The 25,025-nt window shown below is 68.6% G+C and carries 20 protein-coding genes; 7 read left to right on the top strand and 13 right to left on the bottom strand.

Annotated features, from left to right (window positions below):
• Positions 1-284 precede the first annotated feature (284 nt).
• The 6 genes from mtnP to DM480_RS10175 all read right to left on the bottom strand — a co-directional run bounded on the left by mtnP (position 285) and on the right by DM480_RS10175 (position 6,606).
• The gene (mtnP, locus tag DM480_RS10200; RefSeq protein WP_115378744.1) at positions 285-1,154 is read right to left on the bottom strand and encodes an S-methyl-5'-thioadenosine phosphorylase; all 870 of its coding nucleotides are present in this window, start codon (positions 1,152-1,154) and stop codon (positions 285-287) included.
• Positions 1,151-2,551 (bottom strand): amino acid permease, encoded by a 1,401-nt coding sequence (locus DM480_RS10195; protein WP_115378742.1) that lies wholly within the window; start codon positions 2,549-2,551, stop codon positions 1,151-1,153. Before DM480_RS10195 ends, mtnP begins: the two co-directional genes overlap by 4 nt.
• Positions 2,548-4,590: a M13 family metallopeptidase gene (locus DM480_RS10190; protein WP_115378740.1), complete on the bottom strand. Its 2,043-nt coding sequence runs from the start codon at positions 4,588-4,590 to the stop codon at positions 2,548-2,550. Before DM480_RS10190 ends, DM480_RS10195 begins: the two co-directional genes overlap by 4 nt.
• A gap of 74 nt (positions 4,591-4,664) precedes the next feature.
• Complete coding sequence (gene xth, locus DM480_RS10185; RefSeq protein ID WP_115378739.1) at positions 4,665-5,435, bottom strand: exodeoxyribonuclease III; 771 nt, start codon at positions 5,433-5,435, stop codon at positions 4,665-4,667.
• A gap of 3 nt (positions 5,436-5,438) precedes the next feature.
• Positions 5,439-5,771 carry an iron-sulfur cluster insertion protein ErpA gene (erpA, locus tag DM480_RS10180; protein WP_115378737.1) on the bottom strand — a complete coding sequence of 111 codons (333 nt, stop codon included), beginning with the start codon at positions 5,769-5,771 and terminating at the stop codon, positions 5,439-5,441.
• Positions 5,772-5,874: 103 nt separating this feature from the next.
• Positions 5,875-6,606 (bottom strand): M23 family metallopeptidase, encoded by a 732-nt coding sequence (locus DM480_RS10175; protein WP_115378735.1) that lies wholly within the window; start codon positions 6,604-6,606, stop codon positions 5,875-5,877.
• 342 nt (positions 6,607-6,948) lie between these two features.
• Here DM480_RS10175 and DM480_RS10170 point away from each other — a divergent pair, with 342 nt between their 5' ends.
• Entirely contained in the window at positions 6,949-7,941 is a 993-nt protein-coding gene (locus DM480_RS10170; RefSeq protein WP_115381144.1) for an isopenicillin N synthase family dioxygenase, read from the top strand.
• Between the two features lie 245 nt (positions 7,942-8,186).
• Here DM480_RS10170 and DM480_RS10165 read toward each other — a convergent pair whose 3' ends face one another.
• The 5 genes from DM480_RS10165 to hflK all read right to left on the bottom strand — a co-directional run bounded on the left by DM480_RS10165 (position 8,187) and on the right by hflK (position 15,005).
• Complete coding sequence (locus DM480_RS10165) at positions 8,187-9,404, bottom strand: M20 metallopeptidase family protein (RefSeq protein ID WP_115378733.1); 1,218 nt, start codon at positions 9,402-9,404, stop codon at positions 8,187-8,189.
• Positions 9,405-9,552: 148 nt separating this feature from the next.
• Positions 9,553-11,187, bottom strand: coding sequence for a helicase HerA-like domain-containing protein (locus DM480_RS10160; RefSeq protein WP_115378731.1), 1,635 nt, complete (start codon positions 11,185-11,187; stop codon positions 9,553-9,555).
• Positions 11,188-11,298: 111 nt separating this feature from the next.
• Positions 11,299-12,864, bottom strand: coding sequence for a Do family serine endopeptidase (locus DM480_RS10155; RefSeq protein ID WP_115378729.1), 1,566 nt, complete (start codon positions 12,862-12,864; stop codon positions 11,299-11,301).
• 135 nt (positions 12,865-12,999) lie between these two features.
• Entirely contained in the window at positions 13,000-13,875 is an 876-nt protein-coding gene (gene hflC, locus DM480_RS10150; protein ID WP_115378727.1) for a protease modulator HflC, read from the bottom strand.
• Positions 13,872-15,005, bottom strand: coding sequence for an FtsH protease activity modulator HflK (gene hflK, locus DM480_RS10145; protein WP_115378725.1), 1,134 nt, complete (start codon positions 15,003-15,005; stop codon positions 13,872-13,874). The genes hflC and hflK overlap by 4 nt, the downstream gene beginning before the upstream one ends.
• Before the next feature lie 74 nt (positions 15,006-15,079).
• Between hflK and DM480_RS10140 the strand changes: the two genes are divergently transcribed.
• The 6 genes from DM480_RS10140 (at position 15,080) to DM480_RS10115 (ending at position 20,181) form a co-directional block, all read left to right on the top strand.
• Positions 15,080-16,027 carry an Mrp/NBP35 family ATP-binding protein gene (locus DM480_RS10140; RefSeq protein ID WP_115378723.1) on the top strand — a complete coding sequence of 316 codons (948 nt, stop codon included), beginning with the start codon at positions 15,080-15,082 and terminating at the stop codon, positions 16,025-16,027.
• Between the two features lie 668 nt (positions 16,028-16,695).
• Positions 16,696-17,127 (top strand): CoA-binding protein, encoded by a 432-nt coding sequence (locus DM480_RS10135; RefSeq protein WP_115378721.1) that lies wholly within the window; start codon positions 16,696-16,698, stop codon positions 17,125-17,127.
• 53 nt (positions 17,128-17,180) lie between these two features.
• Positions 17,181-17,522, top strand: a complete 342-nt coding sequence (locus tag DM480_RS10130) for a hypothetical protein (protein ID WP_232833955.1) — start codon at positions 17,181-17,183, stop codon at positions 17,520-17,522.
• A gap of 7 nt (positions 17,523-17,529) precedes the next feature.
• Entirely contained in the window at positions 17,530-17,949 is a 420-nt protein-coding gene (locus tag DM480_RS10125; protein WP_115378719.1) for a hypothetical protein, read from the top strand.
• Between the two features lie 40 nt (positions 17,950-17,989).
• Positions 17,990-19,510 carry a tryptophan halogenase family protein gene (locus DM480_RS10120; protein ID WP_115378717.1) on the top strand — a complete coding sequence of 507 codons (1,521 nt, stop codon included), beginning with the start codon at positions 17,990-17,992 and terminating at the stop codon, positions 19,508-19,510.
• Positions 19,507-20,181 (top strand): DUF6445 family protein, encoded by a 675-nt coding sequence (locus tag DM480_RS10115; protein ID WP_115378715.1) that lies wholly within the window; start codon positions 19,507-19,509, stop codon positions 20,179-20,181. The genes DM480_RS10120 and DM480_RS10115 overlap by 4 nt, the downstream gene beginning before the upstream one ends.
• Here the strand turns inward: DM480_RS10115 and DM480_RS10110 are convergent.
• Entirely contained in the window at positions 20,150-22,246 is a 2,097-nt protein-coding gene (locus DM480_RS10110) for a hypothetical protein (protein ID WP_232833954.1), read from the bottom strand. The genes DM480_RS10115 and DM480_RS10110 overlap by 32 nt on opposite strands.
• A gap of 122 nt (positions 22,247-22,368) precedes the next feature.
• Positions 22,369-24,924: a TonB-dependent receptor domain-containing protein gene (locus DM480_RS10105; protein ID WP_232833953.1), complete on the bottom strand. Its 2,556-nt coding sequence runs from the start codon at positions 24,922-24,924 to the stop codon at positions 22,369-22,371.
• Positions 24,925-25,025 lie beyond the last annotated feature (101 nt).

The raw sequence follows: 25,025 nt of genomic DNA, 5'->3' as shown, positions 1-25,025 counted from the left end.
TCGTATCGAATGATCCATCCAGGCTTGTTTTGGTTCGAGGTAGCCTTTCAGGCAGGGATTACATTATTGGTTTGGTGGTGCGCTTACCAGTTATGGCGCCGCACTGAGAAAAACTGATTGTCCGCTTTCTTCCCAAAAGCGGACACTCCGCCGCCTCGGACACTGCGACTTTCTAAATCTTCCGTCATGTACGAAAAATTTGATTAAGCCCTTTAAACACAAGGATTATTCCGAACGCTAGTCGACCGCCGCCATCGCGCGGACACGCCAAACACTGCGACTTTCTAACGCCCCAGCGCCCGCCCCGCGACCGCGTCCAGTTTCGCGACCAACTCCGGGTCCCACGCCGCCTTCGCGGTGATGATTGCGCTGTCCAGCACCGTGTCGATCGGCGACGCCGGCCGCTCCGCCGGCAGGCCGCGCAGTAGGCCAAGCACCAAAGCCCGCGCTTTCACGGCATTGGCGGCGACCTGCGCCAGCACCTCGGCCACGTCGACGCCCGCCTCGCCCTCGCGCCAGCTGTCGTAATCGGTGACCATGCCGACCAGCGCATAGGGCAGCTCCGCCTCGCGGGCGAGCTTCGCCTCGGGCATCGCGGTCATGCCGATCACCGCGCAGCCCCATTGCCGGTACAGCCGGCTCTCCGCGCGCGTCGAGAATTGCGGCCCCTCCATCGCCAGATAGGCGCCGCCGCGCGTCACCGTCGCGCCCGCCGCCACCGCCGCGTCGCCGGCGAGCGCGGACAGTCGCGGGCAGACCGGATCGGCCATGGAGACATGCGCGACGAGCCCGGTGCCGAAGAAGCTCGACGGTCGCCCACGCGTGCGGTCGACGAACTGGTCGACGATCGTGAAGCTGCCCGGCGGGCGATCCTCCACCAGCGACCCGACGGAGGAGATCGCGAGCACGTCGGTGACGCCCAGCCGCTTCAGCGCGTCGATATTGGCGCGTGCGGGGATCGCCTCCGGGCTGATGCGATGCCCGCGCCCGTGCCGCGGCAGGAACGAGACGCGCGCATGCCCGACGCGGCCGGTGAAGATCGCGTCGGACGGCGTGCCCCACGGGCTCGCCACCTCCACCCAGCGGCCATCCTCGATCCCGGCGACATCGTACAGGCCCGACCCGCCGATGACGCCGATATGCCAGCCGCTCACGCGATCCGCGCCCGCCCGCGCGCGTAGAGCAGATAGACGAGCAGCCCCGCCGCATTCCAGCCGAGGAAGGCGACCTGCGTCACCGCCTGCAGGCTGGTGAACAGGTAGCAACAGCCCAGAATCGCGACCGGCGCGACGACCCACGCCAGTGGCGTGCGGAACGGTCGCCGCGCGTCGGGCTCGCGCCGGCGCAGCACCAGCACGCATGCCGCCACCGCGACGAAGGCGCACAAAGTGCCGGCATTGGCCAGGCTGGCGATGACGTCGAGCGGTGCGAGGCCGGCGATGATCGCGACGAAGACGGCGGTCATCGCGGTGATCCGCGCCGGCGTACCCCGCCGCGACACCTTGGCGAGCGCGGCCGGCAGGAAGCCGTCGCGCGCCATGACCAGGAAGATGCGGCTCTGCCCGTACAGGAAGGCAAGCAGCACCGTCGGCAGCGCGATGGCCGCGGCGGCGGCGACGATCGTCGCGATCCGCCCCTGCCCGATCTCGCGCAGGATCAGCGCCAGCGGTTCGGGGCTGTCGCTGAACCGGGTGAAGCTGAGCGCGCCGACCGCGGTCGCGGCGACGATCATGTAGATCGCGGTGCACGCCAGCATCGATCCGACGATGCCGATCGCCAGGTCGCGCTCCGGCTTCTTCGCCTCCTCCGCCGCGGTCGAGATCGCGTCGAAGCCGTAGAAGGCGAAGAAGATGATCGCGGCGGCGCCCATCACGCCATATTTGACGCCACCCTCGCCCGCCGGCGCGCCATAGCCATAAGGCGCGAAGGGGTGGAGGTTGGCGACGTCGAAATGCGGCAGCGCGACGCCGACGAACAGCGCCAGCGTCACGATCTTGACCAGCACCAAGGCGGTGTTGACCCGCGCGCTTTCGCGGGTGCCGAGCATCAGCAGCCCGGCGACGACCGCGATGATCGCGACCGCCGGCAGGTTGACGATGCCCCCCAGGCCCGGCCCGTTGGCGAGCGCCGCGGGCACGACGATGCCCAACCCCTTCAGGAACCCGACCGCATAGCCCGACCAGCCGACCGCGACGGTGGAGACGACCAAAGAATATTCGAGGATCAGGCTCCACCCGACGACCCAGGCGATCACCTCGCCCAGCACCGCATAGCTGTAGGTATAGGCCGATCCCGACGCGGGGATCATCGTCGCCATCTCAGCATAGCAGAGCGCCGCGCACGCGCAGATCGCGCCCGCAACGACGAAGGACAGGATCACCGCCGGCCCGGCGCGGTCGGCGCCGACGCCGATCAGCGTCAGGATGCCGGTGCCGACGATCGCGCCGACGCCGAGCGCGACGAGGTGCGGCCAGCCGAGCGTGCGCGCCAGCTGCTCGCCCGGCGGGGTCGGCTGGATCGTCTTGCGACGGAAGAGACCGCCGCCGCTCACCAGACATGCACCCGCTTGTCGGGCGCCAGGTACAGCGCGTCGCCCGGTTTCACCCCGAACGCGGCATACCAGTCGTCGATGTTGCGCACCGTCTCCGCGCGGAAGCGGCCCGGCGCATGGACGTCGCCCTGCACCTGCGCGCGCACCGCCTTGTCGCGCGCCTTCTCCGCCCAGCTCTGCGCGAAGGCGAGGAACAGGCGCTGGTCGCCGGTCATGCCGTCGATCACCGGCGCGGGCTTGCCGCCCAGCGAGGCGTGATAGGCGTCGAGCGCCGCGGTCAGGCCGGCGACGTCGGCAATATTCTCGCCCAGCGTCTGCCTGCCGTTGACGTGCAGGCCGGGCAGCGGCTGGTAGGCGTCATATTGCGCGACCAGTGCCTGGCCCTGTGCTTCGAACCGGGCGAGGTCCTGCGGCGTCCACCAGTTGCGCAGGCGCCCGTCCGCATCGAAGTCCGCGCCGAGGTTGTCGAAGCTGTGGCTCACCTCATGGCCGATGATCGCACCGATCGACCCGTAATTGGCCGCCGCGTCGCGCTTGGGGTCGTAGAAGGGCGCCTCGAGAATCGCGGCCGGGAAGTTGAGCGCGTTCTGCAGCGGCAGGTTGAGCGCGTTGACCACCTGCGGCTCGATCCACCATTCGCGCCGGTCGACGGGCCTGCCGATCTTGGCGAGCTGCTGGCGGGTGCGGGCGAGCTCGGCGCGGTCGATGTTGCCGACCGGGTCGTCGGCGCGTACCTCCAGCCCGCGGTCGTCGGCCCAGGCGTCGGGATAGCCGATGCCGACCACCATCGTCTCGATCTTGCGCCGCGCCTCCGCCTTGGTCGCGGGCTGCATCCACGTCAGGCCCGCGACGCGCGTGTCGAACGCCTTCAGGATGTTGCCGACCATCGCCTGGATGTCGGCCTTCGAACTCGCCGGGAAATAGCGCTGCGCATAGATGCGCCCCATCGCGCCGCCCAGCGCGCCGTTGACGGCATTGAGTGCGCGCTTGTCGCGGGCGCGCTGCTCCGGCGTGCCGCTCAGCGCCTTGCCGTAAAAGGCGAAGCTCGCCTGGTCGAAGCCGCGCGGCAACACGCTCGCGACGCGATCGATGCGGTGGAAGCGCACCCAGTCCTGCCAGGCGGCCAGCGGCTCGCTGGCGACGAGCGCGGAAAGGCCGGTGATCGCCCCCGGCTGCCACGCGACGAAAACCTGCTGACGGCCGAGGCCCGCCGCCTGCCAGAAGCCGTCCCAGTCGATGCCGGGCGCCTTGGCGGCAAAATCCGCCTTTTTCCACGGATTGTCCGCCTTGTGGGCGTCCTGGCTGGTGACGAGGTCGACGTGCGCACGCGCAATCTTCGTTTCCAGATCGATGACCCGCACGGCGCGCGTCGCGGGGTCGCTGAAGCCGGCGAGCTGGAACACCGTCGTCACATAGGTGCGGTACGCGTCGCGGACCTCGCGCATCGCCGGCGTGTCCGACAGGTAATAGTCGCGGTCGGGCATACCGAGCCCGCCCTGCAGCACGTAGGGCACCGTCTCGGTCGGCCGGTCGAACGCCTGCGTCACGAACAGGCCCAGGATGTTGCCCGTCTGGAAGTTGGTCGCGTTGAGCGGATCGACATCGACGCGCACGTTCTGTCCCAGCAGGCGCGACAGCTGCGCCTTGTCGCGCACCGCGTCGATCGCGGCGAAGGCGGGCTTTAACGGCGCGATGCCGCGCGCCTCGATGCCGGCCTGGTCCATATAGGCGGCATAGTAATCCGCGATGCGCCGCTGATCGCTGCCCGCAGCGCCGTTGGCGGCGCGGGCGTCCGCGACGATCGACGCGTTGCGCTGGTCGGCGAGCTCGATGACGCGCAGGAACACGCCGGTCGAGGATCGGTCGGCGGGGATCACCGCGCGGGCGCGCCAGGCGCCGTTGGCATAAGCGTCGAAGTCGTCGCCGGGCTTGACGCCGCGGTCGATCGCGGTCGCATCGACACCGGCGGGGCGGGTCTGCGCCAGGGCGGCCGTGCCGGCGAGCAAGCCGGCGGCGGCCGCGAGGACGAAGCGCTTCATCGGATCATCATCTCCCTATCCGTTCGTTGGAGATGCGATAGCGAGGCACCGCCCCGTACGCCAGCGGTGCCGTCCTAGCGAAGCGTGACCCAGGTCGGGGCGTGGTCGCTCGCCTTGTCGCGGCCGCGATACTCCTTGTCGACGCCCGCATCGCGCAGCCGGTCGGCGACCGCAGGGCTGAGCAGCAGATGATCGATGCGAAAGCCCGCATCGCGCTGCCACGCGCCCGCCTGATAATCCCAGAAGGTCCAGACACCGCCCTTCGGCTTGCGGGTGCGCAGCGCGTCGGTCCACCCCTGCGCCAGCAGCCGGCGATACGCCTGGCGGCTTTCGGGCTGCATCAGGGCGTCGTCGGCCATCGCGCGGACGGAGAAGGTGTCGTCGTCGTTGGGGATGACGTTATAGTCGCCCATCAGCACCGTCAGCACTTCCTCGGCAAGCAGGGCCGCGGCGCGATCGGCGAGACGGTCCATCCAGCGCAGCTTGTAGTCGAACTTCGGCCCCGGCTGAGGATTGCCGTTGGGCAGATAGATGCTGGCGACGACAAGATCGCCGACGCCGCATTCAAGGTAACGGCTGTGCTCGTCCTCCGGCTCGCCCGCAAGGCCGCGCTGCCGCTCGACGGGCTGCTGCCCGCGCGCGAGCACGGCGACGCCGTTGAACCCCTTCTGCCCGTGCCACACCGCGCCATATCCCGCCGCCTCGATCTCCGCGGCGGGAAAGGTGTCGTCGGTGGTCTTCAGTTCCTGAAGACAGACGACATCGGGCTGCTGTTCGGCGAGATATTCCAGCAGACGCGGCAGGCGCGCCTTGATGCCGTTGACGTTATAGGTGACGAGCTTCACGCGTCAGATCGCGAAGCTGGTGCCGCAGCCGCAGCCGGACGCCGCGTTGGGATTCGTGACGCGGAACGCCGCGCCGCCGAGCGACTCGACGTAATCCACCGACGCGCCGCGGACGAGGTCGAGGCTGATGCTGTCGACGACCAAAGCCACCTGGTCGGTGGTCGCGACGGTGTCGTCCGCCTCGGGTGCGTCGGCGAGGCCGAACTTGTACTGGAAGCCGGAGCAGCCGCCGCCCTCCACCGACAGGCGCAGGATGGCGGGCTTGTTCTGCCGCCCGGCGATCGCCGCGACGCGCGCGGCGGCGGCGGGGGTAAGGGCGATGTCGGGCTGGGTCATGCTGCCGAGATAGGCGCGCCGCCCGGGCAGGGCAACCAGCGGTGCACCCGCGCGGAAGTGGACGAAGTGGAGACCACGTCGTCCTTCGAGACGCCCGTGCCGATCAGTCCTGTGCGGCCGGGCCGTCGGTCGAGACGGGGATGACGTGAACCGCCCGATCCTGCGCGGCGAGCAGATAGTCGGCGGTGGTGAGGAAGGGCGCCGGGTTGACGGCGTGGCCGTCGATGCGGACCTCATAATGCAGGTGCGAGCCGGTCGAGCGGCCCGTCGAGCCCATCAGCGCGATCAGCTGGCCGCGCGTGACATGGGTGCCGTCGGCGACAAGGATCTTCGACAGATGGCCGTAACGCGTGGCGATACCCTTGCCATGGTTGATCTCGACCAGATTGCCGTAGCCGCCCTGGCGACCGGCGTGATCGACGATGCCGTCGGCGGTCGCGTAGATCGGCGTCCCGATCGGGCCGGGGATGTCGACGCCGGCATGCATGCGCGCGGTGCCCTGGAACGGGTCGGAGCGGATGCCGAAATTGCTGGTGAACTGCAGGTGCTGGACGGGCTGGACGGAGGGGATGGCGATGCCGCCCTGCGGCGCGGTGTCGAGCTTCTTCCAGCTCTGGAACAGCGTGCGGAACTGCGCGTCCGCCTTCAGGTCGGCCTGCGCCTCCGCGGTGTCCGCCGCGGCCGCGGTCGCGCCGGCGGTGGCGGTCGTCGCGGCGGCCCCGGTCGTGGTCGCCGCATCGGCGATGGCGGGAAGGCCGGCGACCAGCGCGGCGGTGATGGAGAGGGCGGCAAGACGCGTACCGGACGATGCGGCAATACGGATAAAGCTGTTCATCGGACCCCAAAGACATCCGCCGCATCCGCCCTGACCGGACCCGGCTTCGGTGATCGTCATGTTACGCAGCCCCCTGCGCTTCGACGAAGGCTACCTGCCCCGGCCGATACTGTTCGACAAGCATTCGCGCGGCGCGGCGCGCTCAAACGGGGGCGGTCTGCGGCGAAGCGTTATACGATCTCCTCCCGCCGCGACGTTGGGACATGAAGGCTGCCCGAACCCGCACGGTCGAATCATTGCCGCGACGGGGCCGCGACGGGCGGCCGACGACGCGAGCGGATGGATGACGGCTTGCGGCGAAGGGGATATAGCGACCTTCGTAACCAACCGGATTTGTTCACGATGCTCGACACCCCCACGCATGAAGCCGCCGCCGCGAGCGCGCAGGTTCCCGTCCTTAGCCTGGCCGACCAGGCGCGCGATCCGGCCGCCTTTGCCGCCGCGTTCGGCGGATCGTTCGAACGCTTCGGCTTCGCGATCGTCGCGGACCACGGCATTCCGCAGGACCTGATCGACCGCGCCTGGTCGGAAACCGAGGCGCTGTTCGCGCTGCCCGAAGACGAGAAGCGCGGCTATTTCGTCGAGGGCGGTGGCGGCGCACGCGGCTACACGCCGTTCAAGACAGAGATCGCCAAGGACGCGCGTCACGTCGATCTCAAGGAATTCTGGCACGTCGGCCGCGAGCTGCCCGAAGGGCATCGCTTCGCCGACCAGATGGCGCCGAACGTCTGGCCGACCCGCCCGGAAGGGTTCAAGGACACGTTCGTCGAGCTGTTTTCCGCGTTCGATCGCGCGGGCGACAAACTGCTGTCCGCGATCGCGCTGCACCTCGGCCTCGACGCGCATTGGTTCGACCCGGCGGTGAAGGACGGCAATTCGGTGCTGCGCCTGCTCCACTATCCGCCGATCCCGGTCGATGCGGAGGGCGTACGCGCCGGCGCGCATGAGGACATCAACCTCATCACCCTGCTGCTCGGCGCGGAGGAGGCGGGCCTCGAACTGCTCGACAAGGCGAGCGGCGCATGGCTGGCGATCAAGCCGCCGGAGGGCGCGATGGTGGTCAACGTCGGCGACATGCTGCAGCGGCTGACCAACCACGTGCTGCCCTCGACCACGCACCGCGTCGTCAACCCCGCGCCCGAGCGCCGCGGCCATTCGCGCTATTCGATGCCCTTCTTCCTGCACCCCGCGCCCGATTTCCTGATCGAAACGCTGCCGCAGACGGTTAGCGCGGAAAACCCCAACCGCTACCCGACGCCGATCACCGCGCACGATTACCTGCACGAACGGCTGGTGGAGATCGGCCTGATCAAGCCGCAGCCCGGTCAGGCCTAGCGCAGGCTAGGCCCCACACGGGCAAGGCCGGCCGGGCCCGGCCGGCCGGGCTTCGACGTCACGGGATTAACTCCCGTGACGGCCTCGGTCGTCGGACCAAGCCTATCGACGGCGTGCCGGCTTGTCGTCCCGACGTCGCAGGACCACGCTACGGAGCCGAGTTCCTATCAACCGCTCCGGTGACCAAATTACGGTCGCGGACACGCCCAGCACGAGGGCCAGCGTCGAGATAATCTCGCTGATGGTCAGTCGAACCCGCGTTCCAGGAAGCGCGTCGCCATCGCGCAGTGCAGCGCGACGCCTTTCGCCATCACCGCCTCCTCGATCTGCATGCGGGTGTTGTGCAGCGGCGGGTTGGTCGCAGGATCGCTGCCCTCGGGGGCGAAGCCGACGAAGGCGAAGGCGCCCGGCACCTGTTGCAGGACGTAGGAGAAATCCTCCGCGCCCATCATCGGTTGCGGCATCGTCATCACCGCGCCGGGGGCGAGCCCGTCGGCGCACGCCGCGATCAGCGCGGCGCCGCGCGGGTCGTTGACGGTCACGGGATAGCCTTCGTCGATCCGCGTTTCGGCGGTCGCGCCGTGCGCGGCGGCGATATGCGTGGCGATCCGCTGCAGCGCCGCGCGCATCGTCGCGCGCGTCGTTTCCGACAGGGTGCGCAGCGTGCCGAGCATCCGCACCTCGCCCGGCACGATATTGTGCGCACTGCCCGCCTCGATCTTGGTGATCGACAGCACGGCAGGATCGGTGACGGCGACCTGTCGCGCGACGAAGGTCTGGAGCGCGAGCACGATCTCGCAGGCGACCGGGATCGGATCGAGGCAATCGTGCGGCATCGCGGCATGGCCGCCGCGGCCGTGGACGACGATGTGGACGGTGTCGGCCGACGCCATGATCGGCCCGCCGCGCGTCACCACCAGCCCCGCCGGCGCGTTGGGCGAGACGTGGAGCGCGAAGGCGGCGTCGGGCGCCGCCTTTGCCAGCAGGCCGTCGTCGATCATGAAGCGCGCGCCGTGATGCCCCTCCTCGCCGGGCTGGAACATGAAGACGACCGTGCCGGGCAAAGCGTCGCGCCGCGCCGACAGCGCCCGCGCGGCCCCGACCAGCATCGCGGTATGCGCGTCATGGCCGCAGGCGTGCATCTTGCCCGCATGCGTGCTGGCGAAGGGCAGTCCCGTCTCCTCGGCCATGGGCAGCGCGTCCATGTCGCCGCGCAGTAGCACGGTGCGTCCGTTGTCGCCGCGCTGGCCGCGCAGGATCGCGATGAACCCGGTGGTGGAAATGCTGTCGTGGATTTCGAGCGGCAGGCCGGCGAGCGCGGCCTTCGCCTTCTCGGTGGTCAGCGGGCAGTGCAGCCCGACCTCAGGCTCGGCGTGGATCGCGCGGCGCAGCGCGACGACGGCGTCGAATTCCGCCTCGCCGGCCGCGGTCCATTCGGCGGGATCGAGGGTGTCGAGGGACATGCGGCGGCTCCTGATGATGGGACGCCCGTTGTGCGCGCGGGAACGGCGAATGTCACGCCCGCGGTGTTCCTGCGAAGGCAGGAACCCAGAGCCACATACGCCATCGACAGTGATCCTGGGCTCCTGCGTGCGCAGGAGCACGCGGACGTTACCCCCGCATCAGGTTGCCCAGCACGTTGCGTAGCACCGTGCCGACGAGGCCGCCGCTACTGCTGCTGCGTCCGCGCCCGATGCCGAACACCTGCTTGCCGATCTCGTTGGCGACCTGGCGGCCGATCGAGCTGGAGGCGGCGCGCGTCGCGGACGTCATCGCTTTCGCCCATGGCGAATTGGCCGCTTCGCGCCGTGCCTGCGCGTCCGCCTTGTCCTGCGCGGCCTGCGCACGCGCCGCGTCCTTGGCGGCCCTGGCATCCTCCTTCTTCTGGAGCGCGGCGGCCTTTTCCGCATCGTCCTTCGCGCGGGCGGCCGCGGTCGCGGCGGCGGCCTCCTGCGTCTTGGCGGCGAGGATCTCCTCCGCCGATTCGCGATCGACGACGGTGTCGTACTTGGCGCCGATCGCGTCGGTCTGGATCATCACGCGCCGCTCGTCGGGGGTGACGGGGCCGACGCGGCTGGCGGGCGGCGCGATCAGCGTGCGCGTGACGGGCGACGGCGCACCATCGGGCTGGAGCAGCGAGACGAGCGCCTCGCCGACCTTGAGCTCGGTGATCGCCGTCGCGACGTCGACGCCGGGATTGGTGCGGAACGTCTGCGCCGCGGAGCGCACCGCCGCCTGATCGCGCGGGGTGAAGGCGCGCAACGCATGCTGGATGCGGTTGCCCAGCTGCCCGGCGACCTTGTCGGGCACGTCGATCGGGTTCTGCGTGATGAAGTAGATGCCGACGCCCTTCGACCGGATCAGTCGCACGACCTGTTCGATCTTGTCGAGCAGCGCGTCGGGCGCATTGTCGAACAATAAATGTGCCTCGTCGAAGAAGAACACCATCTTCGGCTTGTCGGGATCGCCCACCTCGGGAAGATGCTCGAACAATTCGCTCATCAGCCAGAGCAGGAAGGTCGCGTAGAGTTTGGGTGCGGCCATCAATTTGTCGGCGGCGAGCAGGTTGACGATGCCGCGCCCGCGATCGTCGGTGGTCAGGAAATCGGCGAGGTCGAGCGCGGGTTCGCCGAAAAACTTTTCGCCGCCCTGGCTGCGCAGCTGGAGCAGCGAGCGCTGGATCGCGCCGATCGATTGCTTGGAGACGTTGCCGTAGGTCGTCGTCAACTCGTCCGCGCGCTCCGCGCAGTGGGCGAGCATCGCCTGCAGGTCGTCGAGGTCGATGAGCAGCAGCCCCTCGGTATCCGCGACGTGGAAGGCGATCGTCAGCACGCCCTCCTGCACCTCGTTCAAATCCATCAGCCGGGCGAGCAGCAGCGGCCCCATCTCGCTGACGGTGGTGCGGATCGGATGACCCTGTTCGCCGTAAAGGTCCCAGAATTGCACGGGATTGTCGGCATAGGCCCAATCCGTATCGCCGATCTCCGCGGCGCGGGCGGCGAAGGCCTCATGCGTCTTCGCGGTCGGCGATCCGGCCATCGCGAGGCCGGAGAGGTCGCCCTTCACGTCGGCGACGAAGCTGGGCACGCCGATCTTCGAGAACCCCTCGATGATCCCCTGCAGCGTCACCGTCTTGCCGGTACCCGTCGCGCCCGCGATCAGGCCGTGGCGGTTGGCGCGTCTGAGGTCGAGACGCTGCGGGTCCGCCCCGCCCTCGCCCGCGCCGATGAAGATGCCGTCCGCCATGTCGCACGCTCCCGTGGTGGTGCGCCGGTGATAGACGCTGGCCCGCGCAAAAGAAAAGGGCCGCCGTTCCCGATGGAAACGGCGGCCCCGTGCGTCACACAGAGGTGACGGTTACTTGCCGATCTTCAGCGGCAGGAAGCGCGCCGCGCCGCGGCCGCGCTGTGCAAGCACGAGCACCTGTGTACGCCCGGCGGCCTTCGCCTGCGCGACGATCCTAGCGACATCGGCAGCAGTGCGCACCGGGATCGCGTTGACCGACGAAATGACATCCCCGCGCTGCAGCTTGCCGGCCGCGTCGCTCGAAGCATCGACACTGGCGATCACCACACCCTGCGTCGTCGGATCGACTCCGATCGCACGCGCGATGCCTGGGGTCAGCGGCTGGACATTGAGCCCCAGCGGGCCGCCCGCCCCTTGCACGACACCGGTGTCGCCATCGCTGTCGTCGGAGCCGTCGCCCTGAGGGGCATTCGGGCCGAAGCCACCGGAGTCATCGCCGCCGTTGGCTTGCGCCAGCAACTGGTCATTAGACGGACGCGTCGCGACCTGAATGTTGATTGTTACCGGCTGGCCGCCCCGCAGCACCTCGAATTTAGCGGTGGTACCGGGCTGGAGGTTCGAGACGAGATAGGTCAGCGTCTGATCGGGCGTCACCTCCTGGCCGTTGATCCGCACGACCACGTCGCCCGAGCGCAAGCCTGCCTTGGCTGACGGACCGTTCGGCTCAACGCGCGCGATCAGCTCCCCGCGATTCTTGGGAATGCCAAGCGCGGCGGCGGCATCGTCGTCGACCGGGCCGCCGATCGTCACGCCGATATAGCCGCGCGTGATCTTGCCACCCTTCATGAACGTGTCGATGATCGGCCGCGCGATCGACGCGGGAATGGCAAAACCGATCCCGATATTGCCGCCCGACTGGCTGAAGATCTGCGAGTTGATGCCGATGACGTTGCCGTTCATGTCGAACATCGGGCCGCCCGAATTGCCCTGGTTGATCGATGCGTCGGTCTGGATGAACCGGTCATAGGCGCCGCCTTGACCGGTAACGCGGTTGATCGACGAGATGATGCCTGCCGTAACGGTGCCGCCCAGGCCGAAGGGCTCGCCGATCGCCAGCACCCAGTCGCCGACGCGGGCGCGACTGCTGTCGCCCCACTTTACAAACGGCAGGTCCTTGGCATCAATCTTGAGCAGGGCGAGGTCCGAGTCCTGGTCCTTGCCGATGACGCGGGCGGTATATTCCTGTTTGTTGTTGAGCGTGACGGTGATCGAATTGACCGTCGCGCCCTGCGCACCCGGCGCGATGACGTGGTTGTTGGTGACGACATAGCCGTCCGGCGAGATCAGGAAGCCCGAACCGAGCGAGGCGCCCTCGCGCTTCACCGGCGCACCGCCCTGCCCGCCCATGCCGCCGAACAGATCGCCGAACGGCGTGCCGGCGAACGGATTGGCCTGCTGGCGCTGGACGATCGTCTGCTTGGTGGAGATGTTGACCACCGCCGGCTGCAGCTTGGCGACCATGTCGGCGAAGCTCATCGGCGCGCCGGCGCGCGGTGCGCTCGCCTGGATCGCGCCAGGTTCGTTCTGCGCGACCTGCGCGGTGGACGGCTGGAGGGCCAGGGTGGCGGCGGCGCCGCCGAGGAGGAGTGCACTGGTGATGGCGTAGGCGTTGCGCACTAGTCTTTGGTCCTCTTCTGTATTGGTCCCGGTAAGGATGGTGCCTTATTGGACCAAATCGCTGAACGTCGCTTGAATATGAACGCGTCTGAAAGGTGGAAGGCTCCCGCCGCAGCGACAGTCCCCTTCCCAGCCCTATTTCCCTTTGCCCTCGAACTCGCGCAGATAGCTGTTGTTCGGCGACAGGATGATCGACGTCGACCCTTCCGGCGCCGGGCCGCCCGCCGCGCCGAACGTCCGGCGGTAGGACTGCATCGCGCGATAGAAGTTGTAGAAATCGGCGTCCTTGGTGAAGCTTTGCGCATAGATGCGCGCGGCCTGGGCGTCGGCTTCGGCGCGGATGATCTGCGCTTCCTTGTTGCCCTCTGCGCGGATCGTCGTCGCCTGCTGCTCGCGCGCGGTGCGCATGCGCGCCAGCGCGCGTTCCAGCGGACTGCCGTCGGGTAGATCGGCGTGCTTGATCCGCACGTCGACGATCTGCACGCCATATTGGCCGGCAAGCCGTTGCAGCCGCGCCTGGATGTTGTCCATCACCCGGTCGCGTTCGGGCGAGAGAAGGATCGCGAACGGCTGGTTGCCGAGCTCATTACGGATCGCATTACCCAGCAGCGGCCGCAGCGCATCGGAGATGCGCGTTTCGGTGGACGAGGTGCTGCCCGTCGCGTTCACCGCCTTCAGCGGATCGACAATGCGATAGCGCGCATAGGCATCGACCTCGAGGCGGAGCTGGTCGGAGGAGAGCACCTGCTGGTTGTCGTAATCGACGTCGAGGATGCGCTTGTTGAGCCAGACGAGGCGATCGACGAATGGGATACGCGCGATCATGCCAGCGCCGGTACGGCCGAACACCTCCCCCGGCCGCCATGCGTTGACGGTGCGCACCGGCTGTTCGAAGCGCAGCACGACGACCTGCTGCGTCTCCGGCACGATCGTAACCGTCGCGGCGAGCAGGATGACCGCGACGAGCGCGGCGAGGCCGAGCGTCACGGGATTCTTCCAGAGCGCGTTCACTGGCCGCCTCCCTGCGCCGGCGCGGGGGTCGGTGCGGGCGCCGCAGCCTGCGGATCGGGGAGCTTGCGCCCCGGCGCGATCGGCAGATAGGGGATGACGCCGGGCGTCTCGACGATCGTCTTGTCGGTCTTGGCCAATACCGCTTCCATCGTCTCGTAATACATGCGTCGCCGCGTCACATCGGGCGCGAGGCGATATTGCTCGTAAACCTTGTCGAACTGCGCTGCCTCACCCTCCGCCTGCGCGACGATCTGCTTGGCATAGGATTGCGCCTGGTTGCGCGCGCCCTGCGCATCCTGCTGCGCCGCGGTCACATCCTTGAACGCGTCGTTGACGCGCGCGGGCGGATCGGCCTGTTTGATGCCGACGCCGACGATGCGGATGCCGGACTTATAGTCGTCGAGCACCTTCTGCATCCGCTCCTGCACCTCCGCCTCGATGACGGGGCGGCCGGGGCCCATGATCCGATCGAGCGGCATGTTGGCGACCGCCTCGCGCATCGCGCTTTCGGCCGTCGCGCGCACCGTGTCGCGCGGCTTGTCGATCTGGAAGACGTAATCCTCCGGGTTGGCGATCGTCCAGCGCACCGCATAGGCGAGGTCGATGATGTTCTGGTCGCCCGTCAGCATCAGATTCTCGCCGCCGTTCTCCGGGAAATCCTCTGACCGGATGTTCTGCACGTCGACCTTGACGACGTCGGAGATCGGGGCGGGCAGCGTCAGCGCGATGCCCGGGCTCAGCGTCTCGACATAGCGGCCGAAGCGCGTGACGACGCCGCGCTGCTGCGGCGCGATCGGGTGGATCGACGTCCACAGGATCCAGACGAGCAGGATGATGCCCGCCCCGATCAGCCACAGCCCGCGCGCGCTGGTGCCCCCCGGCAGGCCGCCGCCGAACCCGCCGCCGTTGCCGGACCCGCCACCGTCGCCGCCGCGCGCCTTCTTCAGGAATTCGTCGAGCGCAGTCGGCCGCTGCCCGCCCTTGCGGCCGGCCTGCGGCACCGCCCAGGGGTTGCGCGGTCCGTCGTCGGACGGGCCGTCGCCCTGCCCCCACGGGCTTTTCGGCGGTTCGACGGCCAGAGCGGGGGGAAGGTCAAGGGGGCGTGCCCGGCGGCCCGGCAGGATGGTCATGACCACCTTTATAGGAGGACCATCGCGGAAAAACAGTGCCAAGCCGGGCAAGCCGCCCTATCTGCGCGCACGACATGGACGAGATCGGATTGAAGCAGGCCGTCGCGGCCGCTGCGGGGGACCGCGCGACGGTACGGATCGAGGGCGCGCGCGCCGGCATCGTGCTCGACGCGACGGGGCTCGCCCCGGCGGCGCGCGATGCGCTGGAGGCGGAGGTGCGCGCCGCCGCGGCGAGCAGCTGGAACGGCGAATTGCGCGTCATCGTCACCGCCGAACGCGCGCGCCGCCGCATCGTCGCGGTGGCGAGCGGCAAGGGCGGCGTCGGCAAGTCGACGATCGCCGCCAACCTGGCGATCGGCCTGTCGCGGGCCGGGCGGCGCGTCGGGCTGGTCGACGCCGACATCTATGGCCCGTCGCAGCCACGGCTGATGGCGGCGGAGGGTATCCGCCCGACCGCGAAGGACAAGGTGCTCGACCCCATTCCCACCCCCTATGGCGTGCCGATGCTGTCGATGGGGCAGCTGGTCGAGGACGGGCGCGCGCTGGCGTGGCGCGGACCGATGGTCGCCGGCGCGCTGACCCAATTGGTCGAGGCGGACTGGGGCGCGACCGACACGCTCGTCCTCGACCTGCCGCCGGGCACGGGTGACGTGCAGCTGACGATGGTGCAGAAGCACAAGCCCGCGGGCGCGGTGATCGTCTCGACGCCGCAGGACCTGGCGCTGATCGATGCGACGCGCGCGATCGACCTGTTCGACAAGGCGGGCGTGCCGATCATCGGGCTGGTCGAGAATATGGCGGGCTATGCCTGCCCGCATTGCGGCGAGGTGTCGGATCCGTTCGGGCGCGGCGGCGCGGAAGCCACTGCTCAGCGGCTAGGTCTGCCGTTCCTGGGCCGCGTGCCGCTGGCGATCGACATCCGCACCGCGAGCGACGCGGGGCGCCCTCCCGCCGCGGAAGCCGGCGACCGCGTGTTCGCGCCGATCGCGGCGCAGGTCGCCGACTGGCTCGCGGCGCATTAGCGCAAACGCAGCGCACCGCAGGGGCGGAGCCCTCCGCCACTATCTTCGTAAGGCGGCAGAATAGCGTTGATTTCTCAGGCGGCTATCAGGGGAATACCCGCTCGATACTGACGGCCCGCTCGCGCCCCATTTGCGGACGATCGCTGTAATCAGGCGGGGCCGCCCGGCGCGCGCCACCGGCTGTAAAGCCGTGATCGACGCGGTAGTGTCGGTCCTTGCCGAGGTGACCCACACATTCGGCGCCGGGGGCTATACAGCTGCGCTAAAGCTTGATGCAGCTCAAGTCGCCTCGGAATGCTGCCGTTGAAAGAGGACGCGCGTCCCCGCGTCCTCGGTGAGTTCATTTACCAACCGGATCATCGTCCAACGGCTCATCGACGCAGAAAACTCGGCCATCCACGATAAAGCAGCCTGGTGGCAGAGGTACTGGCTTTTCCGGGCCAGGGGGATCCGAGGGTGGTGGAACCGAGATAACTTGCGCCGAAGCAGAACAGACCGCGATGTGCAGAGCAAGCGCAGCAAATATCACTTTCCTCATAAGCACCATTCCTCAAGCCCGATTCGGGTCATTATCGTAGCAGCCCATCTCTACTCGGCAACAGCGGACTGGACGGAGGAACCGGCAGCGCGCCATCGCGCTATATCCCCATAATCACGGGAGACTTGCAATGCCGCTGACCGATGATGCCGCGATCAAGGCTCTGCTGGAACAGGCGCGGACGATCGCGATGGTCGGCGCGTCCGATCGGCCCGATCGGCCGTCTTACGGCGTGATGGCGATGCTGCAGCGGCACGGCTATCGCGTCATCCCGGTCAGTCCAAAGATCACCGGTGAGCATGTGCATGGCGAGTTCGTGTTCCGCGACCTTCATCAGCTGGGCGATACGATCGACATCGTCGATATCTTCCGCCGTCCCGAGGCCGCGGGACAAGCGGTGGACGAGGCGATCGCGATCGGCGCCAAGGCGGTGTGGCTGCAATTGGGTGTCATCAACGAGGCGGCGGCGGCGCGTGCCGAGGCGGCGGGGCTGGCCGTGGTCATGGATCGATGCCCCGCGATCGAAATACCGCGGCTGGGCGTCGCGCCGATCGCGGCTTGATTTGGCCACATTGCCGCGCGACGATACCCCTCGCCGTGCGGTGGGAGTGACCGATGATCGTCGCGTTGATGCTGATCCAGGCCAAGGCCGTGGCGCCCCCGCCGATCCGCATCGGGCAACCGTTCGTCGAAAAGCCCTGCAATTACGATCGCACCACGACCGACGTCACCGTGTGCGGCAAGCGCAGCGCGGATCGTTTCCGCGTGCCGTTCGTCGTCCATGACGCCGGCGATCCGAAGTATGAAAGCGTCTCGGCGGAGCGCGAGCGGCTGCTCCACCGCACCAACCCGACGAGCGACCTGACACCCTTTCTGGTCGGGGGCGGGATGACCGGCGTCAAGATGAGCACGCAAGGCGGCGTCACCGGCGCGACCGACCGGCCGCTCGCCCCGTGACCGCCGCATGATCGCGCTCCTGCTCGCAGCGCAGGCGACCACGCCCGCGCCGAAGCCCGCGACGCCGCAAAGCTTCTCGATCCTCGCGCCTGCACCCTGCGGGACGCGTGACGACAAGGGCGATATCGTCGTGTGCGCCAATGGCGCGTCGTCGCAGACGCTGCCGCTGCCCAACGAGAAGGAACCGCCGCCGGGACAGGGTGCGAACCACGAGCTGTCGGCGAAGCGCGCTCTGGAGCTGGAAGGGACGCCCTGCGCCGCGACGCAATGGGGATGTCGGGTCGGCTTCGGCCCGCCGATCGTACCGATGGCGATCGCCGCGGCGAAGGCGATCAAGTCCGCCTTTGCGAAGAAGCCAGACAAACGCGGCCGCGTGGCGATCCCGCTCGACGATCCGCCGCCGCCGGCGGGTAAATTGCTGCCCTGATCCCCTCGCCAGCCCGCGTTGGGCAGGGTATCCCGGCGCGATGAAGGATGCGGAGAGGCAGCCGGGCGACCGGGTCCGGCAAGTGGTGATCCTGGGCGGCGGCACCGCGGGATGGATGACCGCGGCGGCGTTGGCGCGCACGTTCGGCCGGCGAATCGCGGTCACCCTGCTCGAATCGGACGAGATCGGGACGGTCGGCGTCGGCGAGGCGACGATCCCGACGATCCACTGGTTCAACGAGCTGGTCGGGCTGGACGAGGCCGCGTTCCTGCGCGAGACCAAAGCGACGTTCAAACTGGGCATCGAATTCGTCGACTGGCGTGGCCCCGGCCACCGCTATTTCCACCCGTTCGGCCAATATGGCGCGCCGCTTCCCGGCGTCGCCTTTCACCACCGCTGGCTGAAGGCGCGCGCCGAGGGGTACGACCTGCCGCTGGCGGCGCTGTCGCTGGCGGGTACGCTCGCCGCGCAGAACCGCTTCGCCAAGCCCGCGGCGGAGGCGCGATCGATCCTGTCGACCCTGGGCTATGCGTTCCATTTCGACGCCGGCCTATATGCCCGCCACCTGCGCGGCCTGGCGGAGGGGGCGGGCGTGACGCGCGTCGAGGGCAAGCTCGCGACGGTCGCGCGCGACGGCGGCACCGGCCATGTCACCGCGCTCGTCACCGAAACCGGCGCGCGGCTGGCGGGCGACCTGTTCATCGACTGCTCGGGCTTTCGCGCGCTGCTGATCGAGGGTGCGATGCAGGCGGGGTATGAGGACTGGTCGCACTGGCTGCCGTGCGACCGCGCGGTCGCGGTGCCGTGCGCGCGCGTCGGCGAGACGACGCCCTACACGCGCTCCACCGCGCGCGAGGCCGGGTGGCAATGGCGCATCCCGCTCCAGCATCGCACCGGCAACGGCTACGTCTATGCGAGCCGGCACCTGTCGGACGATGCGGCGGCGGCGACCTTGCTCGCCAACCTCGACGGGGAGGCGCTGGCCGAGCCGCGCTTCCTGCGCTTCTTGGCCGGGCGCCGGCGGCGGACGTGGATCGGCAACGTCGTCGCGATCGGCCTGTCGTCGGGGTTTCTGGAGCCGCTCGAATCGACCAGCATCCATTTGATCCAGAGCGGCATCGCCAAGCTCCTGACGCTGTTCCCCGACCGCGACATGGACCCCGCGCTCGCCCGCCGGTACGACACGCTGCTCGCCGCCGACATGGACAATATCAAGGATTTCCTGATCCTCCATTATCACGCGACGACGCGGGACGAGCCGTTGTGGCGGCACACGCGCGCGATGGAGATTCCCGACACGCTCGCCGCGCGGATCGACCATTATCGCCGCGCCGGGCGGCTGATGGTGGGCAGCGACGATCTGTTTCGCGACGCGAGCTGGCTGGCGGTGCTCGACGGACAGGGCGTGACCGCGCGCGACTACAACCCGGTCGCCGACACGATCGACGCCGCGACGAACCGCGCGCAGGTCGAACAGATCGCCGCGCTGATCGCGCGTGCCGCCCCGACCCTGCCGGGGCACGACGCCGCGCTCGCCGCGATGCTGGCGCCGGGACGATGACGCCCGACATCAGCGCGCGCCGCATCGGCGGCGACCGGCAGCCGGTGGTGACGATCGACGGCTTCCATCCCGATCCGGACGGCGTGCGCCGCGCCGCACTGGCCGCGACGTATGACGCCGGCCGGCACCATTATCCGGGCGTCCGCGCGCCCTTGCCCGAAGACTATTTCGACGCGGTCCGCCCTGCGCTCGGCCTAGTGCTGCGCGAGGTGTTCGGCGCGGCGTCGATCGCCCTGATCGACGCGAGCTTCTCGATCGTCACCACCCCGCCCGCGGCGCTGGGCGTTGCGCAGCGCATCCCGCATGTCGACGCGGTCGACGCGGACCGGATCGCGCTGGTCCATTACCTGTCGCCCGAGGGCGGCGATGGCACCGCTTTCTATCGCCACCGGGCGACGGGGTTCGAGACGATCGATGCGGCGCGCGGGCCGGGGTACGGCGCGACATTGCAACGCGAGCTGGCCGGTTACACGCCGCCGCCCGCCTATATCGCGAGCGACACGCCGCTGTTCGAGCGGATCGGCGGCATCGAGGCGCGCTTCAACCGCGCCGTCGTCTATCGCAGCGCGATGCTGCACAGCGGCGCGATCGCGCCGGATGCCACGCTGAGCGACGATCCGGCGCGCGGGCGGCTGACCGTCACCGCCTTCTTGCGCGCGGTGCCGGCGTAGCGCGCGCGCCGGGAGGCTGCACCGCGAGATAGACGGTGCTCCACAATTGCGCGGCGTTCGATTCGTCGACGTCCTGCTTGCCCGCGCCGAACGGCACGACCCGATACCGGCCGTTGTCATAGGCCCAGGACCAGAGTTCCGAGCTCTGCGTCGCGCGCGTCGCCTGAATCGCGCGCCACAGGCCCGCCTGCGCATCGGTCAGCGTCTGCCGCGTCGACGGCGGCAGATCGGTCCGCGCAAGCTGCTTCGCGAGCCCCGCGGCGAACAGCGCCTGCTGCCACGACCAGACCACCGCCCCGTGATAGGCGGCGGGGGTGAAGCGTGCCTGCACGTCGCGCGGCGCGAGCGCCGGATTGGCGACGAGCAGGCCGACATCGGTCATCAGGCCCGCCGGAAACGGCCGCGCGAGCGACGCGACATAGGTGTCGAGATCGTCGGGATCGGGATCGCCGAACAGCAGGGCGAAGCCTTCGTCCGAATTGATGATCGGCACCGGCCGCCCCTTCGCGTCGAGCGACAGCGCATGATAGACGAGCGGGACGCTGCCGAGCGAGGCGACCGCGGGATCGGCCGGGACGCCCAAAGATTGCGCGTAATCGCGGATCAGCGGCGTCGCCTGCGCGGCGGGCAGGCTGACGCGGAACAGATCGGGCGCCTTCGCGCGCCACGTCACCGCCATCGCCCCCATCCGCATCAGCGACGCGCGATCGGCGGGCGTCAGATACGGGTCGAGCAGCCCCGCCGACAGCAATTTCGCGCCCGCATCGAGGGCGGCGGGAACGAGCACGGCGTTGACGTCATAGGCATATTTGCCGCGCCCCAGCCCCTCTTCGCTATCGCGCCATTCGCCGGTCAGCCGGCCGTCGTGGATCGCGACCAGATTGGCCGCGGTCGGCACGTCGGCGAAACGCCGCGCCTGCGCGACGACGAAATTGAGGTTGCGGACGAGGCCCGCGCCCGCGGTCTCGCTGCTGCCCGGCCGCGCGGCGCTGGGGATCGATTGCGCGAGGAAGCGGCGTGCCGCGGCGCGGTCACCGAGCAGATAGGGCGCGGCGACGGGCGCGAGCATGTAGTCGTCGTCGACCATGCCATAATCGAGCGTCGCGCCGTCGCCGCCGGTGCCGTCCTTGCGATGTTCGACGACCGCGAACTCGCCGATCCCCTCCTCATGCGCGACATCGCCCTGCGGCCCGAGCCGGGCGAGCACCGCGCCCAGCCCCGCCTCGATCGCGGGACCGCGCAGTGCGGGCATCAGCAGGCGCAGCGACATCAACGTGTCGCGCCCGAAATAGGTGTTGAACCGCCACGAGCCGGCGTTGAACTTCTCGCGATAGCTGAGGAAACGCAACGCGTTGCGCGCGCCCGGATCGTTGGCGGCGTTGGCATTGAGCAGTTCGTTCAGCGGGATGCCGTGCAGCGGCGCGTCGCCGGTCGCCGCGATGATCTGCACGCGGATGCGGCCGCTGGCGCCCGCGGCGATGCCGTCGGCGCTCGCCTGCCCTTCCAGCACCTTGAGTTCGAGGCGATAGCCCGGCGCACCGTCCAGCCGGTCGCGCTGCCAGACGATGCTGTTGCCCGTCACCGTCGGCGCGCCGACCGCGACCTCCGGCGGGAAGCGGCCGACCGCCTGATAATCGCGCAGAAAGCGTACGTTGGTCAGCACCGCTTGCTTGAAGACGAGGCGCGGCACGGCGATCGACGCGGTCGCCTGGATACCGTTCAGCGTACGCCCCTTGCCGTCGCGCAGGCCGAGCGGACGCGGCGCCTGATCGAGCGTCCACGTCGCGGGCGTCGCGAGCGGCGCGAACCACAGGCCGACGCCGCTGTTTCCCGCCGGGAAAGCGACGAGGATGCGCGGATCGGTGCCGTTGCGCAGCAGCAGATGCGCCGCCACCGCGCCGTCGCGGACGAAGGCGTTGAGGTTCTGCCCCTCGGTCAGCTGGTAGGCGAGCTCCGGCGTCCTGCCGCCGCGCTGCGCGATCCCCTGCCCCGCCATCAGCCCCGCCGCGGCGAGCCCGCCTGACACCAGGCCACCCGTCAGCAGCAGCCGTCCGATCCGCGTCATCCCCGTTCTCCCGATATGAAGAGGGCGCGGCGGCCCGCCGGACCACCGCGCCATCATTATTGTAGTCGACGCAATCCAGACGGAGGCGAAACGTTCCCGCACCCCGCCGGTCCTCGCCGAGATCAGAACTTCATCGTCAGCGAACCGCCGTAGGTCGGGCCGACGATGCCGCGGGCGTAGAAATAGCCGTCGGTCACCGCCTGCGTCTGGCCCTGGCGCGGGTTGCCCTCGGTCAGGCCGACGACGTTGAAGATGTTGTCCGCGTTGAGGTTGAGCTGCAACCGATCGCTGAGGTTGAAATTCACGCCGACGCCGGTGACGCCATAGCTGGGCAAAGCGACGCCGTTGCCGTTGTCGGCGTAGATTTTGCCGGTGTATTTGTACCGGGCATAGACGTCGCCGATCCCGTTCGGCAGCTTGTACGTCGGCGTCACCGTGAACAGCTTCGCGGGCGTCCGCTCCGGCCGGTTGCCCTCATATTGACGGCCGGCATCGACGCCGTTGAGCTGCAGGTTGAGCAGCTTGGGATCCTGGAACACGCCCTGGAAATCGATCGCGAAATCGTCGATCGGCCGCACCACGAAATCGATTTCGACGCCGTTGGTGCGCAGGTTCGCGTTCAGATTGACCTGCTGCGACGGGTTGTTGGGGTCGGAGAAATTGTAGTTCTGGTTGCGGAAGTTGGTGCGGAACACCGTCGCCGAGCCAGAGAAGATCTTGCCGTACTGATACCGGACGCCCGCCTCGTACAGCTCGATCGTGGTGATCGGGTCGACGTTGTTGGTCTGGAAGCCGTTGGCGTAGCGGGCGTAGACGGCGAAGTTCGGCGTGAACAGGTAGTTGACGCCGAGGGTATAGGCCGCCTTCTGCCGCGTCTCGCGCCGCGTCGCGAAGGTGCCGTCGAAGCTGGACCCGACGTTGCGTACCACACCGACGACGCCCGGCTGCACCGCCTGGTTGGTCGCCAGCTGATTGCCGTCGCGCGCGATCGCCTTGTCGCTTTCCCAGCGGATGCCGCCGTCGACGCGCAGATTGCCGAACGCGATTTCGTCGTTGGCGTAGAGCGATACGGTGCTGTCCAGCCGCTCGCGGATACCCGCGCCCCAATCGCCGTAGGAGACGAGACCGTTGTCCGACAGGACGCCGACGACCTGGTTGTTGCCGTTGAGGGCGACGATGTCGTAGATGTCGCTGTTCGTCTTGACGTCGTTGACGACGCTGGCGGTCGCCGACTGATCCTGCGACCGCTTGACGTTGTAATACATGACGCCCGCGGTCAGCGAGTTCTTGACGCTGCCCGTGTCGACTTCCCAGCGGCCGCCGACGTTCAGGCCGAGATCGCGGCCATCGACGTAATCGTGGTTGAGCGTCGTGCGTTGCAGGAAGCCGTTGCCGTTGAGCGCGTTCAGCGCATCGGTCTGGTTCGACCCCAGCACCACGCCGGTGCGCAGATTCTGGATGCCGAAGCGCACCGCGGTCGGATAGGCCGCGCGCCCCGCGGTCAGCAGGTCGTTGATCGGCGAGCTGGCCCCCGGCGTCAGATAGTTGACCGCGCTGGTCAGACCCGCATTGCCCGTGCCGGAGCCGGGGAACAGGCCGTTGAAGTCGTACGAATACTTCAGGTAGCGCGCGTGCGCGAACAGGTCGATCGTGTCAGACACCGGCTTTTCGATGTCGAGGCGGACCTGCGCGGTCTTCGACTTGATGCCGTCGCGATAGCGGAATTCACGGAAACCGCTAGGATGCGCGAAGGTCGATACCGGCACCGCGATGTTCGAGAAGGCGTCGCCGCCGACGTTGCCGAACTGCGTGTCGAGGCTGGGGATGCCGCCCGGCTTGTTGTTGGTGAAGCGATACGGCTGGTCGGCGTAATAGGCGTTCTCGACGTTGCCGCCCTTCGCCGACAGGCGGATGTAGCCGCCGCCGTCGAACTTGTATTCGAGCGCGCCCTTCAGACGCCAGCCGGCATAGTCGAACGGATTGTCGCGCACACCCGGGCTCGACTGGATATAGCCGCCGACGTTGAACGCGAGATCGTCGGCGAGCGGCGCGGAATAATAGAAATCGCCGCGCTTCATGCCGTAGTTATAGGCGGTGACGCGCGCCTGCCCCTCCGCCGCGTTGAAGTTCGGGCGCTTCGAGATGAAATTGATCGTCGCGCCGGCGCCGTTGACGGTCAGCACGCCCGACGAGCCACCCTTCACCGCCTCGAGCCGGTCGATAGTCAGGTCCTGGTCGAAGAAGAAGTCCGCGCCGCCGCCGCCGTAGAGGATCGGCATGCCGTCTTCCTCGAGCTGGATGAAGCGCTGGCCGCCGCCCTGCAGGCCGCGCACCGAATAGTTGTTCGACACCTGGCCCGCCGTCGCCTCGACGAAGATGCCGGGCACGAGGTTGAGCATGTCCGCGGTCGAGCGCGGCGCAAGGCGATCGATCGCGTCGCGGTTGGCATAGGTGATATCGGCCGATGCGCTGATCAGCGGGCGATCGCGCGAGGTCGTGCCGGTGACGACGATGTCGCCGAGATTCTGGTCGTTCTGCGTCGCGACGTCGGTATCCGTCTGCGTGGTCGCCGGCGGGGTGGTGCCCGTCGCCGTCTGGGCCAGCGCAGGCATTGCCGGCGTCATGGCGGCACCGAGCAGAAGCGCGGCCCGCAGGCCGATCCGCGAATTGTTCAACACTATCCTCTCCCGAGTCATTTCACTGGCGGGGCCAGTCTGGCCACCCGCTCTCTTTTGGCGGGTTATGACCGTACAGGACGCGCGACAACGGGCAGCGTTGC

Source organism: Sphingomonas sp. FARSPH (genome assembly GCF_003355005.1).
In the GTDB taxonomy this organism is placed as follows: Bacteria; Pseudomonadota; Alphaproteobacteria; order Sphingomonadales; family Sphingomonadaceae; genus Sphingomonas.
Note: the sequence above shows the minus strand (reverse complement) of the source record. Positions and strands in the feature narration are given on the sequence as shown.